Source organism: Haloechinothrix sp. LS1_15 (assembly GCF_033042135.1).
GTDB lineage: Bacteria > Actinomycetota > Actinomycetes > Mycobacteriales > Pseudonocardiaceae > Haloechinothrix.
This window is the reverse complement of the sequence record NZ_WBXM01000005.1, coordinates 275,158-292,167: the sequence shown is the minus strand read 5'-3', so window position 1 is coordinate 292,167 and position 17,010 is coordinate 275,158. Positions and strand designations below refer to the sequence as shown.

At 69.1% G+C, this 17,010-nt stretch carries 13 protein-coding genes; 10 read left to right on the top strand and 3 right to left on the bottom strand.

Features of this window, described 5'->3' with window-relative positions:
* The first annotated feature begins 56 nt into the window (after positions 1 to 56).
* The 3 genes from F8178_RS10610 to icmF all read left to right on the top strand — a co-directional run bounded on the left by F8178_RS10610 (position 57) and on the right by icmF (position 4,813).
* Positions 57 to 479 carry a DUF742 domain-containing protein gene (locus tag F8178_RS10610; RefSeq protein WP_317494553.1) on the top strand — a complete coding sequence of 141 codons (423 nt, stop codon included), beginning with the start codon at positions 57 to 59 and terminating at the stop codon, positions 477 to 479.
* 273 nt (positions 480 to 752) lie between these two features.
* Positions 753 to 1,313 carry an ATP/GTP-binding protein gene (locus F8178_RS10605; RefSeq protein WP_317494591.1) on the top strand — a complete coding sequence of 187 codons (561 nt, stop codon included), beginning with the start codon at positions 753 to 755 and terminating at the stop codon, positions 1,311 to 1,313.
* A 203-nt stretch (positions 1,314 to 1,516) separates the two neighbouring features.
* A complete protein-coding gene (gene icmF, locus F8178_RS10600) occupies positions 1,517 to 4,813 on the top strand; it encodes a fused isobutyryl-CoA mutase/GTPase IcmF (RefSeq protein ID WP_317494552.1) in 3,297 nt (1,098 codons plus the stop codon).
* A gap of 16 nt (positions 4,814 to 4,829) precedes the next feature.
* On the opposite strand, the gene F8178_RS10595 is transcribed toward icmF, so the two are convergent.
* Entirely contained in the window at positions 4,830 to 5,966 is a 1,137-nt protein-coding gene (locus F8178_RS10595; RefSeq protein ID WP_317494551.1) for a Vms1/Ankzf1 family peptidyl-tRNA hydrolase, read from the bottom strand.
* A 376-nt stretch (positions 5,967 to 6,342) separates the two neighbouring features.
* Between F8178_RS10595 and F8178_RS10590 the strand changes: the two genes are divergently transcribed.
* Together F8178_RS10590 and fahA are read left to right on the top strand one after the other, a co-directional pair.
* The gene (locus tag F8178_RS10590) at positions 6,343 to 7,332 is read left to right on the top strand and encodes a TIGR03557 family F420-dependent LLM class oxidoreductase (protein WP_317494550.1); all 990 of its coding nucleotides are present in this window, start codon (positions 6,343 to 6,345) and stop codon (positions 7,330 to 7,332) included.
* Positions 7,333 to 7,433: 101 nt separating this feature from the next.
* Positions 7,434 to 8,663 (top strand): fumarylacetoacetase, encoded by a 1,230-nt coding sequence (gene fahA, locus F8178_RS10585; RefSeq protein WP_317494549.1) that lies wholly within the window; start codon positions 7,434 to 7,436, stop codon positions 8,661 to 8,663.
* A gap of 42 nt (positions 8,664 to 8,705) precedes the next feature.
* Here the strand turns inward: fahA and F8178_RS10580 are convergent, their stop codons facing one another.
* Complete coding sequence (locus F8178_RS10580) at positions 8,706 to 9,359, bottom strand: phosphoribosyltransferase family protein (protein WP_317494548.1); 654 nt, start codon at positions 9,357 to 9,359, stop codon at positions 8,706 to 8,708.
* A 107-nt stretch (positions 9,360 to 9,466) separates the two neighbouring features.
* Here F8178_RS10580 and F8178_RS10575 point away from each other — a divergent pair, with 107 nt between their 5' ends.
* Positions 9,467 to 10,285 (top strand): SDR family NAD(P)-dependent oxidoreductase, encoded by an 819-nt coding sequence (locus F8178_RS10575; protein ID WP_317494547.1) that lies wholly within the window; start codon positions 9,467 to 9,469, stop codon positions 10,283 to 10,285.
* A 60-nt stretch (positions 10,286 to 10,345) separates the two neighbouring features.
* On the opposite strand, the gene F8178_RS10570 is transcribed toward F8178_RS10575, so the two are convergent.
* Entirely contained in the window at positions 10,346 to 11,347 is a 1,002-nt protein-coding gene (locus F8178_RS10570) for a hypothetical protein (protein WP_317494546.1), read from the bottom strand.
* A 181-nt stretch (positions 11,348 to 11,528) separates the two neighbouring features.
* On the opposite strand from F8178_RS10570, the gene F8178_RS10565 reads away from it, so the two are divergent.
* The 4 genes from F8178_RS10565 to F8178_RS10550 are packed head-to-tail and all read left to right on the top strand — an operon-like array spanning position 11,529 to position 16,929.
* Complete coding sequence (locus tag F8178_RS10565; protein WP_317494545.1) at positions 11,529 to 12,371, top strand: nicotianamine synthase family protein; 843 nt, start codon at positions 11,529 to 11,531, stop codon at positions 12,369 to 12,371.
* Entirely contained in the window at positions 12,368 to 13,660 is a 1,293-nt protein-coding gene (locus tag F8178_RS10560; RefSeq protein ID WP_317494544.1) for an MFS transporter, read from the top strand. The genes F8178_RS10565 and F8178_RS10560 overlap by 4 nt, the downstream gene beginning before the upstream one ends.
* Positions 13,661 to 13,690: 30 nt before the next feature.
* Positions 13,691 to 15,199 carry an ABC transporter substrate-binding protein gene (locus tag F8178_RS10555; RefSeq protein ID WP_317494543.1) on the top strand — a complete coding sequence of 503 codons (1,509 nt, stop codon included), beginning with the start codon at positions 13,691 to 13,693 and terminating at the stop codon, positions 15,197 to 15,199.
* Entirely contained in the window at positions 15,196 to 16,929 is a 1,734-nt protein-coding gene (locus F8178_RS10550) for an ABC transporter permease subunit (RefSeq protein WP_317494542.1), read from the top strand. The genes F8178_RS10555 and F8178_RS10550 overlap by 4 nt, the downstream gene beginning before the upstream one ends.
* The last annotated feature ends 81 nt before the right edge of the window (positions 16,930 to 17,010 follow it).

The window sequence follows — 17,010 nt, the reverse complement described above, 5'->3', positions numbered from 1 at the left end:
CGGCGGGTGCCACGGGCCGGCGCGGACTGCATCGCACGCGCAAGGAGGGCAAGGGGATGCATGCTCAGCCGCTGTCACAGCGCACACCGACGCAGGTGATACCGACGCTCAGCAGGCGGGCCACCGCCGACGGCGAGGGTGCCGCTATGGTCCGTCCTTACATGCTGACCGGTGGCCGGACCAGGGCGAAGTACCCGCTGGAGCTGGAGACTATGGTTTCGGCGAGAGACGGCGCCCTGGCCGTGGAGGCGTGGGACAGGATCGAGCATCGCACCATCGTGGAGGCGTGCACATCACCGCGCTCGGTGGCCGAGCTGGCGGCACAGCTGCGAATGCCGCTCGGCGTGGCTAGGGTACTGGTGGCCGACGCCGCCGATGCCGGCCTCGTGACGGTGCATAAGACGATGTCCGGGACCGATGGCGCCGAGGCGCATCTGCTGTTGATGGAAAGGGTGTTGAGTGGACTCCGTCGGCTTTAGGAAGGTGTTGGTCGCCGTGCCGGGGTGGTTGGATAGTGAGGGTCACCGTGGCGCACGCGATGTCCGGGTGCGGCACCCGGGTGGCTGCTTGACGTGCTCGTGTTCGCCCCCGCTCGGTGGTCGCCGGCCTGTTCCGGCAACCGCTGCCCGCAGGGCGGTGCCCGATCCGCACGGGAGCACGGGGACCACCAGCGTTGTCCGCCGTATTGGGGGGATCCAGCCGTGACGAACCCGGCATACGAGTTGACCAAGCAGCAGTCCGACTCGTCGACCATGACCTCGGCGAAGATCGTCGTTGCCGGTGGTTTCGGTGCAGGCAAGACGACGTTCGTCGGTTCGGTTTCGGAGATCGTGCCGCTGACCACCGAGGCGATGATGACCGACGCCAGTACCGGCATCGACGACCTGGCTGCCACACCGGACAAAAAGGCCACGACGGTGGCGATGGACTTCGGCCGCGTATCGCTCGACGAGGACCTCATCCTTTACCTGTTCGGCACCCCCGGGCAGCAACGGTTCTGGTTCATGTGGGACGACCTGGTGCGCGGTGCCATCGGTGCCGTGGTCCTGGCCGACACCCGGAGGCTGGCGGACTCGTTCGCGCCGGTGGACTTCTTCGAAGATCGCGGCCTGCCGTATATCGTCGGGATCAACACGTTCGACGGGGTGCTGCATCACGAGATCGAGGATGTGCGTGAGGCGTTGGCTGTCGACCCCTCGGTGCCGATCGTTCGTTGTGACGCGCGGGGACGGGAATCGACGAAGCAGACGCTCATCACGCTGGTGGAGTACGCCATGAAGCAGTGGGTGGCGCGCAACCAGGGCGCGCGGTGAGCCGGGTGTGCGGTGCGCGTCCGCACGGCGCACAGCCGGGGGCGTGTCACCGGATCGCGAACGCGGGCAGGTGAGGCCGGAGGCCGCGAGCTGGGGCGACGGGCACCGACCGGGCTGTCACCTCGGTGGGTGGCCGGAGTATTGCGTAGACCACAACGCGTGGGCGCTTCCAAAATAGTTGGAAGTCCTAGTATTTTGAGAGTATGACCGCCCAACTGCACCACCCGGTGAATCCCGTCAGGTTCGTCACCGCGTCCAGCCTGTTCGACGGCCATGACGCGTCGATCAACATCATGCGGCGCATCCTCCAGTCGCAGGGTGCCGAGGTCGTCCACCTGGGGCACAACCGCTCGGTGGACGAGGTCGTGACCGCTGCGATCTCCGAGGACGTGCACGGCGTCGCGGTGTCGGCCTACCAGGGTGGGCACGTCGAGTACTTCACCTACCTGGTCGAACTGCTGAGGGAGCGGGGCGCGGACCATATCCGGGTATACGGCGGTGGCGGCGGCGTGATCGTCGACGAGGAGATCGAGCTGCTGCACTCCAGGGGGGTCGCACGCATCTTCTCGCCCGCTGACGGGCAGCGCATGGGGCTGCCCGGCATGATCAACACTATGATCGCCGAGTGTGACCGGGACCTGACCGCCCGGCAGGTCGGATCGGTCGACCAGCTCCTCGCAGGCGACGTCCCGACGTTGGCACGGGCCATCAGCATGATGGAAGGCGACGTGTTGCCCGATGACTGGCGGGATGCCATCGAGCGCGCCGCTCGGACACGCCAGGTCCCGGTGCTGGGGATCACCGGTACGGGTGGCTCGGGGAAGTCCTCGCTGACCGACGAGCTGCTCCGCCGATTCCGTCTCGATCAGGAGGACAAGCTGCGCATCGCCGTCCTGGCGGTCGACCCCTCGCGCAGGCGGGGAGGTGGTGCGTTGCTCGGCGACCGTATCCGGGTGAACTCGCTCGGGCCCTGGTCGGCTGGTGCGGGCCGCGCCGCGGCGGGACCTGCCGGCCCCGCCGCGGACTTCGGGCCGGTGTACTTCCGGTCTATGGCCACGCGCGGTACCGCAGGGGAGATCCCGACGGGGCTCACCGACGCCATCCGCGGCTGCCAGGCGGCAGGCTACGACCTGGTGATCGTGGAAACCCCCGGTATCGGGCAGGGGGATGCGGGCATCGTCGACCACGTCGATGTGCCGCTGTATGTGATGACGCCCGAGTTCGGCGCGGCCTCACAGCTGGAAAAGATCGACATGCTGGACTTCGCCGCGGCCGTGGCGATCAACAAGTTCGAGCGCAGAGGGGCGGAGGACGCCAGAAGGGACGTTTCCCGTCAGCTGATCCGCAACCGGGAGGCGTTCGGTGCTTCCCCCGAGGACATGCCCGTCTTCGGTACCAGCGCGGCGCGGTTCAACGACGACGGCGTTACCGCCCTGTACCAGTTTCTCCGGGACGAGCTGGCCGAACGTGGGTTGAGCGTATCCGCCGGGACGCTGCCCGCCGTGTCGGGCAAGGTCTCCACCGACCTGGACACGGTTATCCCCGCCACGCGGGCGAGCTACCTCGCCGATATCGCCGCGACCGTGCGTGCTTATCACGAACACACCCGGGAGCAGGCGGACGTGGTGCGGCATCTCGACCAACTCGGTGCTGCCCGCGACGCACTGGCCGATGACTCCGCCGACACCTCCGCGATCGAGCGGCTCATCGAGACGGCGCGCGGCAGGGTGAGCGGGGAGTCCGCACGGCTGCTCGACGAGTGGCCGCAGCGGAAGTCCGACTACAGCGGTGACGAGCTGGTGGTGCGTGTCCGGGACAGGGAACTGCGCAACGACCTCTGGCGGGAGACCCTCTCCGGCAGCAAGGTCTCGCGGGTGGCGCTGCCGCGTTACCGGGACCGTGGCGACCTGTTGTCGTTCCTGCGCAGGGAGAACCTGCCCGGCTACTTCCCGTTCACCGCAGGGGTATTCCCGTTCAAGCGGGAAGGCGAGGACCCGGCTCGGATGTTCGCGGGCGAGGGTGACCCGTTCCGAACCAACCGCCGCTTCAAGTACCTCTCCTCCGAATCGGAGGCACACCGGCTGTCCACGGCGTTCGATTCGGTGACCCTCTACGGTCACGATCCGTCCACCAAGCCGGACGTGTACGGCAAGATCGGCACATCTGGGGTGTCGATCGCGACGTTGGACGACATGAAGGCGCTGTACGACGGATTCGACCTCACCTCGCCATCGACCTCGGTGTCGATGACCATCAACGGGCCTGCCCCGGCGATCCTGGCGTTCTTCCTCAACACCGCGATCGACCAGCGTTTCGACGCGTTCCGTGACGAACAGGGCAGGGATCCCACCGAAGAGGAGGCCGCCGAACTGCGTGCCATGGCGCTGCGTAGCGTCAGGGGCACGGTGCAGGCAGATATCCTCAAGGAGGATCAGGGGCAGAACACCTGTATCTTCTCCACCGAGTTCTCGCTGCGGATGATGGCCGATATCCAGGAGTGGTTCATCGCCCACGACGTGCGGAACTTCTACTCGGTCTCGATCTCCGGCTACCATATTGCCGAGGCGGGCGCCAATCCGATCACGCAGCTGGCGTTCACGCTGGCCAACGGCTTCACCTATGTGGAGTCGTACCTGGCCCGAGGCATGCATATCGATGATTTCGCGCCGAACCTGTCGTTCTTTTTCTCCAACGGCATGGATGCCGAATACACTGTGATCGGTCGTGTTGCCCGACGGATTTGGGCCGTCGCCATGCGCGAGCGTTACGGTGCGAACGAGCGCTCACAGAAGTTGAAATACCACGTGCAGACCTCCGGCCGGTCACTGCACGCACAGGAGATGAGCTTCAACGACATCCGCACGACCCTGCAGGCGTTGTGCGCGCTGTACGACAACGCCAACTCGCTGCACACCAACGCCTACGACGAGGCGATCACCACTCCGACCGAGAGCTCGGTGCGGCGCGCGCTGGCCATCCAGATGATCATCAGCAAGGAATGGGGACTGGCCAAGAACGAGAATCCCCTGCAGGGAGCGTTCATCGTCGACGAGCTGACCGACCTGGTCGAGGAAGCGGTACTCGCGGAGTTCGAGCGGATCTCCGAGCGCGGTGGCGTGCTGGGCGCCATGGAGAACGGCTACCAGCGCGGCAAGATCCAGGACGAGTCCATGACCTACGAACGGCTCAAACACGACGGCGAACTGCCGATCATCGGAGTGAACACCTTCCTCGATCCGAGTGGCGAGTCCGAGGCTGAAGCCGAGGTCGAACTCGCACGCGCCACCGAGGAGGAGAAGCGGTCGCAGCTGGAGCGCACCGCCCGGTTCCGCGAACGGCACGCGGCCGAGGCCGAGCAGGCACTCAAGGCGCTGCGCGAGGCGGCCACCGCGGGCGAGAACGTTTTCGATGTGCTGATGGACGCGGCACGGGTGTGCACCCTCGAGCAGATCACCGAGACGTTCTTCGAGGTCGGCGGGCAGTACCGGCGTAACGTGTGAGCGTTGGTCGGCGGGGTCACCGGGTGCTGTCCGCGTACCGCAGCACGGCCCCGACCCCATCGGCGAGCTCGACCTCCCGTGGTGCGGGCAGGACGAGATCGGCCCCGGTGCAGGAGGCCGCCCGGATGAGGGCATCCTCGGCGGCTACGTGCTCGACCCATGCCGCGCCGAGAGCGACCAGTGTCGCGTCCTCGAAAGCGACGTGGTTGGGCTCCGAACCGATCGACAGCATGCCGTGGTCTGCCAACCCGTAGGCTTCCCGGCTCCACAGCAGGGCTCGGACCTGCCCGTGAAGCAGCGCGTCGACCGTTTCCTGCCACCCTTCCGCGACGTGTGCCCGGTTGCCGCGCTCCTTCTCGAACTCGACGACGGCCCGGTCGACACGCTGTTGCAGTGTCGTGTCGACCGCCTCGGCGATCTCCTCTCGTAACGGTGCGTCGAGTGCCCCGCGCCGCCGGTGACCCGCTGCGGTCGCGATGACCAGCTCCCGCACGTGGGCCTCTAGCTGATCGCCGACGAGCTTGCGCTGCTCGACGTCGCCTGCGAGGACGACGACCTCCGCGCGGTACTCCCGCACGCGGCGCGTGATCTCGTCGGCGATCAGCTTGGCGTTCGCCTTCCACCGTTCCTCGACGCGCTGGTGGTGTCGCTTCTCGTCACCCTGCCCAGCAGCGTGACTCTTGTGGTGCGGATTGTCGTCACCGTCGACGGACGAGCGCATGACGTGCTGGTTCGCCTGCACGATCGTCAGGTCGGCACCGAGACGATCGACCACGGCCACCACATGGGGGATGCGAGCCTGGCGCATGGCGAGGTAGGGCAGCAGATGAGGGAGCCGGCCGAAGGACACTCCCGCATCGGAGGGGAAGTGCTCCGGCGGCTCCGGTAGCTCGTCGCTGAACACCACCGAGCCCTCGGCCGCGACGAGTACCTGGCCGCGTCTTCCGGTACGGGATTCGTGCGAGGCGACCGCGGACTCGAGGGCTCGCAGGTCCGCCTCGCCCGCTCCCCGCCTGCTCAGCGATTCGCGCGCCCCGCACCAGCGTAGTTCGAGGGCCTTGCCCGCGTCCTCGGACTCGGCCGAGGTGTCCAGGTACACGGTTGCGAACGGACCCTCGTAGTCGTAGATCTCCTGCAGGAACGCCAACTTCATGTGATCACCCTCCGCATCCGGGGGCCGTCGCGGTACGTCACTGCTCCGATCGGGTGGTCGATTCACAGGGTGCCGCCCCCTCGCGTACCCGAGCTGCGCCACGGGTAAACGAGCGGTAGTGATCGCGATAGAACCACCCCGGCTGGCACGTGGTTCGGCGACCGCACGCGGTTCGCCGTCGGCCCGCCACGGGCGCGAGGCCGCCGCCGAACGGGCGCGCGACCGGTGTCTAGTGGATCACATTCCCGGTGCGCCCCTGGTCGGAAGTGGGAAACTGCGCACGCCGGAGCGGTCGGGCGGGCTCGTGGTCCTTCTCACGCGGTAGGTTGACCACGACAGCGGACCGCGGCGCCGAGCGGAAGGAGTGGAGCGGCTCGTGACTGAGGTGCAGATCGGGATCGCGGCGGCGTTGGAGCAGTTCGGGCCGCGTGAGTCGGTGGAGCTGGCAGAGCTGGCGGAACGCCACGGGTTTCGCGGCCAGATGGCCGCCGATCACGTCCAGCCCTGGGTCCCCGCCCAGGGGGAGGCGTCGTTCGTCTGGAGCGTGCTTAGCGCGATCGGCGAGCGTACCGAAGGCGACTTCGGGCCGGGCGTGACGTGCCCGTCCTTCCGGTTCCACCCGGCGCTGGTCGCGCAGGCGGCGGCGACCATCGAAGCGATGTACCCGGGACGCAGCTGGCTCGGTATCGGTTCGGGAGAGGCGCTCAACGAGCACATGCTGGCTGGTTACTGGCCGGAGGCGCCGGAGCGGGTTCGCCGGATGTTCGAGGCTCTCCAGGTGATCAGGAAGCTGTTCACCGGAGGGGATGTCAAGCACGCAGGCGAGTTCTTCAAGCTGCATACCATGCGGTTGTGGACCATGCCCGACGCGCCGCCACCTGTGTACGTCGCCGCCGCTGGTCCGTACACCTCACGCAAGGCGGGTGAGCTGGCTGATGGGCTCATCACCCCGGGTGCTTCGCTGGACAAGCTGGCGGGGATTCTGGAGCGGTTCGGTCAGGGGGCACGCCAGGCGGGCAAGGACCCGGACGCGATGCCGAAACTGCTGCAGGTGCACCTGTCCTGGGCGGCGACCGACGAGCAGGCATGGGCGAACGCGATCGAGCAGTGGCCCAACGGTGGCATGAAGTTCCCCAAGGCCGACGTCCGCTCGCCGTTCGATTTCGAGCAGATGGCCAGGCTGGTACGGCGCGAGGACTTCGCGGGTCGCATGGTGGTCTCCGCCGACCCAGACGAGCACCGCGCCGCGCTGCAGTCGTTCATCGACGCCGGTTTCAACCGGATCTATCTGCACAACGTAGGGCGCAACCAGCAGGAGTGGCTGGAGGTGTTCGGACGCGAGGTGCTACCGAAGCTGACAGCGTGAACCACCGCGACCCCCTCGGTCGTGGCACGCTGGAACGGGGAGCGGGCAGTGCGTTCCCGCAGTGCGTTCCCGCGCGGTGCGCGCCGTGACGAGGTGGGCCGGTGAGCGACGAGTGCTGGTTGACGGTACCGGACGGTGCCGAGTTCGGTACGGATACGTTGCCGTACGGTGTGTTCTCTCAGCCGAAACGAGGGGAGGCGGGGGCGCGCCGTATCGGCGTCGCGGTCGCCGACCGCGTGCTCGACCTCGCGGGCGCGGCTGGCCGCCTTGGCGAGGAGTTCGCCGCGGTGGTCGACGCTCCGGTGCTCGATCCGCTGCTGGCGGCGGGCCCGCGGATGTGGCGCTCGGTACGGCGTCGGGTGATCGAGTGGCTCCACGATCCCGGCTACCGCCCGGTCGTGCTGGCCAACCTGATCTCGCGTGCGGATGTCGAACTGCACCGGCCGTTCACGGTGGCCGACTTCGTGGATTTCTACTCCAGCGAGCATCACGCGCGTAACGTGGGGCGGATGTTCCGGCCCGGTGTCGAGTCGCTGCCGCCGAACTGGAGACACGTTCCGCTGGCTTACCACGGCAGGGCAGGCACGATCGTCCCGTCGGGCACGCCGATCGAGCGGCCGCGCGGCCAGCGCGGTCAAGGTGAGGGAGGGTCCCCGTCGTTCGGCGCCACCCGCAAGATGGACTTCGAGGCGGAAGTGGGTTTCGTGGTCGGTGTGGGAAGCCAGCGGGAACGACCGGTACCGGTGGCCGATTTCGCCGAGCACGTCTTCGGCCTGTGCCTGGTCAACGACTGGTCGGCCCGTGATATCCAGGCGTGGGAGTACCGGCCGCTCGGCCCGTTCCTCGGCAAGTCATTCGCCACCTCGATCTCCCCGTGGGTCGTACCGCTCGATGCCCTCGACCATGCCTGGTTACCCGCGCCGGGTTCCGATGTCGAGCCGTTGCCGTACCTGCGTTCGGCACCGCGCTGGGGTCTCGACCTGGAGCTGACGGTACGCCTGAACGGGTACCCGATATCGCAGCCTGCCTACTCCACGATGTACTGGACGCCCGCCCAGCAGCTGGCTCACCTGACGATCAACGGCGCCGCGCTGCGCCGCGGCGACCTCATCGCCTCGGGTACCGTCAGCGGTGCGGAACCGAACCAGCGGGGTTGCATGCTCGAGCTGAGCTGGGACGGCAGCGACCTGGTGTTGCTGGGCGACGGTTCGCAGCGCGGCTACCTCAACGACGGAGACGAGGTGTCCATCTCCGCGACGGCCCCGGGGCCTGCGGGCAGGCGGATCGGTCTCGGCGCCGTGACCGGCCGGGTGTTGCCTGCGCGTGGATGAACCTGGCACCGAGCCAGGCACGGTCGGCGCGCAGCCTGCCGGTCAGGCGCCGCTGCCGGAGCGTTCCCGCAGGATCTCGCGTACCTCGGCGTCTTCGACCTGCCGGAAGTCGCGATACCACTGGCCGACGGCTTGGAACGATGCCGGTTCGTGTAGCGCGTAGGCGACGTCGGCCTCGCCCGCCACCCTGGAGCGTGCCGACGGTGAGGCCACAGGCACCGCCACGGTGACCGACAGCGGCTCGTATCGGCGCAGCGTCCGTACCGCCGCGATTGCGGTCAGGCCGGTCGCCAGCCCGTCGTCGACGAGGACCGTGTCACACCCGCCGATCGCAGGGGGCGCATCCTGGCGGTAGGCGGCTTGCCTGCGGCGTGCCTCCGCGGCCTCGGCGTCCTTGCGGTGCTCGAGCTGCTCGGGCCGCAGGCCGAACGCCGTGATCGACTCCGGGTCGTAGAGGTAGGCACCATCAGCGGTGACCGCGCCGATGGCCAGCTCCGGCTGTGTGGGGGCGCCGATCTTGCGGGCCACCATCACGTCGAGGGGTGCGCCGAGCGCGTCGGCTACTCCCGCTGCGACGGGTACGCCGCCGCGGGCCAGCCCCAGCACGACCGGGTCGTTCCAGTGCTGCCTGGCGAGCGCTGCCCCCAGCAGCCGACCCGCCTCCCCTCGGTCGGTGAATCGGTGACGTGTTCTCACACCTCCATGATGCGCCGTGCGGGCAAGAAACACTAGCTTTCTTACTCATAGTAAGTTACTGTGGGGCGGTCCGGTGACCAGGCGAGCGTGAGGAGCGTGGCAGCGAGGTGAAGGAATTCTCGACGAAGGTGGCCGTAGTCACCGGTGCGGGCTCGGGTATCGGCAGGGCATTGGCTGTGCGGCTGGCCACGCAGGGAGCACGTCTGGCGCTGTCGGACGTCAACGCTGTCGCTGTGGCTTCCACTGCCGCGTTGTGCGAGAAGGAAGGCGCCACGGTGCGTCACGACGTGCTCGATGTGGCCGACCGCGCGGCGATGAACGCCTACGCGGGCGAGGTCGCCGCGGAGTTCGGCACGGTCAATCTCGTGGTCAACAACGCGGGAGTGGCGTTGACGGCCAACGTGGCCGAGATGAGCTGGGATGATCTCGATTGGATCGTCGGCATCAACTTCTGGGGCGTGGTGCACGGCACGAAGGCCTTCCTGCCGCACCTCATCGCCTCCGGAGATGGTCACCTGGTCAACGTGTCCAGCGTGTTCGGGTTGATCGCGGTGCCGAGCCAGAGTGCTTACAACGCCACCAAGTTCGCGGTGCGGGGGTTCACCGAGGCGCTGCGTCAGGAGATGCGGCTCGACAAGCACCCGGTCGGAGTGAGCTGTGTGCACCCCGGAGGGATCAAGACCAATATCGCGCGCAACGCCCGCGCGGCTGACGGGCTGGACACTGACGAGCTCTCCGCGCTGTTCGACCGGATCGCCCGCACATCGCCGGAAGGTGCGGCCGACCGCATCCTGCGGGGCGTGCGGCGCAACCAGGCCAAGATCCTCGTCGGGCCGGACGCGTACGTGATCGATGTGATGGCGCGGGTGCTGGGCTCGGCGTACCAGCGGCTGGTCACGCTCGGCGCGCGGCTCGGCCCCCGGTAGCCCCGCGCAGTCGCGTATATCGCGTAGCCGCGTTGGCCGGGGCAGCCGGGGTGGGCCTGCTTACCAGGAGTGTGGTGTGCCGGGCGGGCCCGCGTCGGGTGGCGCCATCCCGGCAGCACGCGCCAGCTCGACGGCCAGGCCCTCGGTGCGGATCCGGCGATCGATGTAGATCAGCGCGTGCACGGTGGCGATGAACGGGTAGGCGATCGTGCCGGCCAGCACCGCGCCCAGTGTGGACATCACGGCCTGCTCACCGGCTGTGGTGCCTGCGTCGGCGCCGCCGCCGATGATCTCGAACGGCATGGAGACCACGACACTGATGCCGAAAGCGATGAGCCCGGCCAGAACCAGGATCCCGAAGATGCGCCACCACGAGTGCAGCACGAGGTCCCAGGAGCGGCGCATCGCCCGCACCACGGGGGCGCGCTCCAGCACCAGCGCTGGCGCGGCCAGCGCCAGCACGACGTAGGCCCAGATGCCGGGAATGAGCAGCAGCATCGCACCTGCGAAGACGAGCGCGCCGACCAGGATGGTCAGCCCGATCAGCGGCAGCAGCCGCGGTTTGAGCTCGATCCATGCCGTGGCGAGGGTCACCGGCTGGCCGAGCACCGCCTTGCTCGCGACGATCGTGGCGATACCGGTGACGAACAGCTGAGCCAGCATCGCCAGGCCGAGGGTGATCCCGATGACCGTCATCGCCTCGGCCAGCAGGGCCTGGGCCTGTTCCGGGCTGAGCTCGTCGGCGTTCGCCGTGATCGCTTCGGCATCCTGCACGCGCGACCAGGTGAGCGCGAGCGCGAGGAGCTGGCTGAGGCCGACCGCGAGAAACGAGACGCCGAACAGCACCAGCGGGTACGCGCGCAGCGTGCGCAGCGCTCCCCCGAAAATCTCGCCGAGCCGTAGCGGGCAGAGGGGGATCACACCCGGGCGGAAAGTACTCAGGTCGGGCCACTGGCTGCCGCCCCCCGCCCCGCGGTCCGGGGGCATCGGTGACATGCCGCCCTCACCGCGCTCGTGGTCGGGGCCGGGTCCGGGATGCGGTCGGTCGTTTCCGTCGGTCATCGCTCGCTACTCGTCGGTGGCCTGCTGTGGGTCGGTCTCCCTCTCAGCGTAGACGATCGGCTCCCGCCGCGACGTGCCACGGCACCCGTGTTCCGAGCCCAGCTGCCATCAAGTACGCTAATGAAAATCGTTTCCATTTAACTCGGTCGTGTGGCGGCGAGAGGGAAGGAGTTGAGGCGAAGTGACGGGGTCGAGCGCGCTGGCACATCGGGTGGGGGAGTTGCGAGCGCAGCTGGAATCGCTGGGCGACCTACGACCGTGTGACACTGTGGACGCGCTGTTCACCGAGCTCGTCGAGTTGTGCTGCGCTACCCCGCCGGTGGTGGCCGAAGCGGCCATGTCGGGGCTGGACGCTCACGCGCCCGCGTTGCAGGGCCTGTGCGCCTCAGGCGAGTCCGCTCTGGAAGCCCACTGGGCGCGCCGCATCGTCGAGTCCGATGATCCGCGCGCGGAGCTGGATCGGTTCCCGTACCTGGACAACTACCGCGATCTGGTGCGCATGGAGCTGGGGATGGTCACGGCGATGTCCCGGCCGTGGCCTGCGAGGGTGGCCGTGCTCGGTTCCGGGCCGCTGCCGCTTACCGGCCTGATTCTCGCCGAGGATTTCGGGGCCGAGGTGCTACACGTGGATCGCGACGTGGGCAGCCTCGGGCTGGGGGACGCGGTAGCCACCGCGCTCGGCGTGCCACGGGTCGCCGCAGGGGTGCGAGCCGACCTGGAACAACCATCCAGTGCGAGCATCCTGCTCGACGCCGGGCTGGGCCGCTGCGACGTCGTGGTACTCGCCGCGCTCGCCGGGCAGGACGCCACGGCCAAGCGAACCATCAGCGGACTGCTGGCCAGGCTGCTGCATGACGACGCGCTGGTGCTCGTGCGGTCGGCGGTGCGGATGCGCAGGCTGCTCTACCCGCAGGTACGGGCAGAGGACCTCACCGGGCTCCGGGTCGCCCTCGAGGTGCATCCCTACACCGACATCGTCAACTCGGTGCTGGTGGCACACCCTGGCCGTGAGGGGGATACGTGACCGGGACGGTACGGCGCGTCCGGTCGCGCTGGTCGCTGCTCGCCGAGATCGGCAGGCTGCCTGGCGTGATCCGGTTGTTGGTTCTCAGCCAGCTGGTGTTCAACATCGGCTTCTACCTCGTGGTGCCGTACCTGTTCGGCTACCTGGTCGGTGATCTCGCGTTGGCCGGCTGGCTGGTCGGGTTGGTGCTCGGATTGCGCACCTTCAGCCAGCAGGGGCTGTTCTTTCTCGGTGGCATGCTGGCCGACCGTTTCGGTGCCAAACCGGTCATTCTCGCGGGATGCGGTCTCCGGGTGCTCGGATTCCTGCTGCTCGGACAGGTGGAGTCGGTCCCGGGAATCGTGGCAGGGGCGTTGTTGACCGGATTCGCTGCGGCGCTGTTCTCCCCGGCGGTGGAGTCGCTGCTCGCGCACGAGGCGGGCAGTACCGACCGGGACGGTAGCGCGCACCGGTCCGACGTGTTCGCACTGTTCGCCGTGGCCAGCGAGGTCGGTGCTGTCGTCGGACCGGTGCTGGGAGCGGTGTTGCTGCTGGCGGATTTCCAGGTCGTATGCGTCGTCGCCGCCGCCGTCTTCGTTGCGGTCGGGCTGGTGCACCTGAAGTGGCTGCCCCACCACGGTGCGCCGCACGCCGCCGAACCCGTACTCGCAGGCTGGCGCGTGGTGCTCGGCAACCGCGCCTTCCTCGTCTTCGCGGCAGGTTATGCCGGTTACCTGGTCAGCTACAACCAGCTGTACCTGGCGCTGCCTGCTGAGCTGCACCGTGCCACGGGCAGCGAGGCGGCGCTCGGCTGGCTGTTCGCGCTGTCCTCGCTGATGGTCGTGCTCGGCCAGCTACCGACCACCGCGTGGGCACGGCGCGTGCTCGGTGCGAGCAGGGGCATTGTCGCGGGTTTCGTCTGCATGGCCGCGGCATTCGCCGTGGTGGCCGTGGCTGCCCTGTTCCCGCCTGCCGGCATCGGCGCGGTGGTACCCGCGATAGCGATGGTGGTGCTGCTGACTCTCGGCCAGATGCTCGCGGTTCCCCTGGCCAAGGACGCCGTGCCCCGGCTGGCCTCCGAACGGCGGCTCGGCGCCTACTTCGGCATCCTGCACTCGGTCGGCGGACTCGCCGTGCTCGGAGGCAGCACCACGACCGGCGCGCTGCTGGAGCTCGGGGACGGGTCCGGTGCCGTGGCGGTGACACCGTGGCTGGCGCTGACGGCTGTACCGGTGGCGAGCGCGGTCGTGATGGGCTGGGTGTCCCGGCGTCGATCGCTGGCAGCCGCCACGTCGTCGGGCGCCGGGTAGCCTGCAGTCGACCACGGAGGGCACGCCCTGATGACACGATCGCGATCCCGCTCGCGGACCAGCCCGCTGGCCGTGGCTGCGCTGCTCGTGACGCTCCAGGCCACCGCGTGTTTCGGCGCCCCATCAGGTGGGGACGGTATCGATGCCGGGGATGGCGGGCAGCTCAGCGTCGGGTTGGCGTTCCCGCCTGCGCAGGGACTGTCCCCGTACGGCGACGACGCGGTGTTGCTGTCCCGACTCGGGGTTGTCGAGCCCGTTGCGCACCTCGACGGCGCGGGTGAGCCGGTACCCGCGCTCGCAGAGGACTGGGAACGAGTCGCCGACCGTACCTGGCGGTTCACCCTTCGCGACGGTGTGACCTTTCACGACAGTACGCCGTTGACCGCGGAACACGCGGCGAACTCCCTGCTACGGGCGAGTGAGGCCAGCCCGATCCCCCGGGCATTGAAGGGAATCGAACTATCGGTATCCGTTGTGGACGATCTCATTCTAGAAGTGTCGACAGGGGAACCCGATCCGATCCTGCCACGGCGGCTGTCCTCGCCCAACCTGGCGATCCTGGCACCGTCGGCGTACCGTGGCGAGCGCGTCGATCCGGTCGGGGCCGGTACCGGCCCGTTCGTGATCGACGAGTTCGACGGCGTCGAACGCGCCACCCTCGTCGCGCACGAGGAGCACTGGCGCGGCCGCCCGGCACTCGACGGTATCGAGGCGCGGTTCGTTCCGGACGGCGCCACCCGCGCGGCCGGGGTACGCGCGGGCGAGCTGGATGTCGCCGACGCCTTGCCGGTGGCGCAGGCACAGGCGCTCGGTGAGGCCGAGCTCGTCGAGGTCCAGCTGCCCCGGGTGGTGTCGCTGTACCCGAACACCGCCGACGGGCCGATGGCCGATGCGGGCTTGCGAGCGGCCGTGCGGCAGGCGGTGGATGCCGAGGAGCTGACCTCGTCGATCTTCGAGGGCACTGCCGACCCCGCCGCAGGCCTGTTCGGTGACGCGAGTCCGTGGGCGGCGGACCGTGAGCTACCAGAGCGGACCCGGCCGGGATCGGCGGACGGCGAGGAGCTCACGCTGGCGACTTACAGCGATCGCGCCGAGCTACCCGAGCTGGCGACCGCGATCGGCGACCGGTTGCGGCGGGAAGGGTTCGAGGTGAGTCAGGTGGTGCGCGAGTACAGTGAGCTCGAAGTCGACCTGCTCGACGGCGCTTTCGACCTCGTCATCGGCTCCCGCTCGTACCTCCTGGACACCGGTGATCCGGTCAGTTATCTGGCCAGTGACTTCACCTGCGCCGGAAGCTACAACCTCTCGCGGGTGTGCGACTCCGATGTGGATGCCGAGGTCGCCGAGGCGGCCACACGGGAGGCCGTAGACGAGCGGCAGGACGCCGCGTTGCGGGTGGAGCGCGCGATCCTGGGCGATGACCTGATCGTCCCGATCGCGCACGAACGCGCGCGCATCGGCGTGGCAGACGGTGTCACCGGCATCGCCGAGGATCCACACGAGCGCCTCCTGGTGACGGGGGAGACCACACTCGAATGAGCTCGACCGTCGCCGCAGGGGGCCGGGCGGCCACCCGCGGGCTGCGGCTGATCGTCACGGTGCTCGCCGTCACCGTGGGAATCGGCTTGCTTCCACTGCTGGCGGGACGCGATCCGGCGCTGGCTGTGTTGCGGGCAAGGGCGGCCGAGCGAGAGCCCGATGACGCCGCGCTGGAGTCGGTGCGGTCGGAGCTCGGGCTCGACGACGGCCCCGTCCGGTTCCTGCTCGAGTGGCTGGCCGGGCTGGCGCGAGGCGATCCGGGCACCTCGTGGGTTTCGGGGCAACCCATCGCGCCGCAGCTGGTCGCCGCGCTGGGCGTGTCGCTCACACTGGCCGCGGCTGCGGTGGCGGTCGCGGCCATGCTCGCAGCGGCGTTCGCGACCCGGCCGTTGCTCAGGGGCGTCACCGGCGATCACGGTGCCGCGCGCTCCACGGTGCCAGCCGCGCTGGCAGCCGTTCCCGAGTTCCTGCTGGCTTCGATCCTGGTCGTGGCCGTCGCAGTGCCGCTGGCGGCGTTGCCGACTGCGGGCTGGGACGGGCCTGTCCACGCCGTGCTGCCCGCGATCGCGTTGGGGGTGCCCACCGGCGCGATCCTCGGCACGATCACCGTCGACTCGGTGCGCGCAGTGTTCGGCGAGCCCTGGGTACGGACGTGGCGAGCAGCGGGAATCACCCCGGCACGGCTCGCTCCGGCTGTACTGCGCCGCGCCCTCGCGGTGGTCTGTGGTCAGCTCGGGCTGATCTTCGCGGGCCTGCTCGGTGGTGCCGTCGCCGTTGAAGTCGTGTTCGCGGTGCCCGGGATCGGTCGCCTGGCCGCCGATGCCGCACTCGCCCAGGATCTGCCCGTGGTACAGGCCTGCCTGCTGGTGTTGCTGGCGATCGGGGTGATCACCGGGACGCTCGGTGAACGGGCACAGCGTGTCCTGCTCGGGCCTGCGCTGGACACGGCGGCGCTCACCGCGGCACAGCCCTTGCCTCGCGGGCGACTGCGCGGTGGCCTCGCCGCGTCCGGGCTGGTCGCGGCGCTCGGCGCGGCCGTCGTGATCGCCTTGACGACCGATCCCGACACGGTGAATCTGGCAGCCCGGCTCGAGCCGCCGTCGATGGCGCACCCGTTCGGTACCGACGCGCTCGGGCGTGATCTCCTCGCCAGGCTGGGACACGGTGCGCTGCATACCGTCGGGGTCGCGGTGGCGGTCACCGCGGCGACGCTGGCGATCGGCCTCGCGGTCGGGTTGCTCAACCCGCGCCGGGGCGGTGGTTTGGTCGATGTCGTCAACGCGGTGCCGCCGGTGATGGCCGGGCTGGTGGTCGCGGCGGTGGCCGGTCCTGGGACGTTCAGCGCGGCGCTGGCCGTCGGGTGCGTCGTGTGGGCACCGCTGGCCAGGCACGCGCAGCTGCTGGTGGCAGAACACCTGGCTGCGCCGCACCTGGACGGCGCGCGTGCCGTTGGGGCAGGGAAGACGTGGCTGCTGACCCGGCATGTGCTGCCAGCCGTGCTGCCGCCACTGCTGCGCCACTCGCTCGTGCGGTTGCCCGCGATCGCGTTGGCGTTGGCCTCGCTCGGCTTTCTCGGGCTCGGTGCACAGCCGCCTGCCCCGGAGTGGGGACGGTTGCTCGGCGAAGCCCTGCCGTATGCCGACCGTGCCCCGTGGGCGGTGGCGCTGCCGGTGCTCGCGCTGGCCGTGCTCGGCGCTGCGGCGCTCGCACTCGGCAACCGGCTGCGTTGACAGTGCCCGCGATAGCGGCGTGAGACCTGGGTCATAGCACCACCCGGGTAACCTGGCGACAAAGCGCTTGCTTAGCCGAGC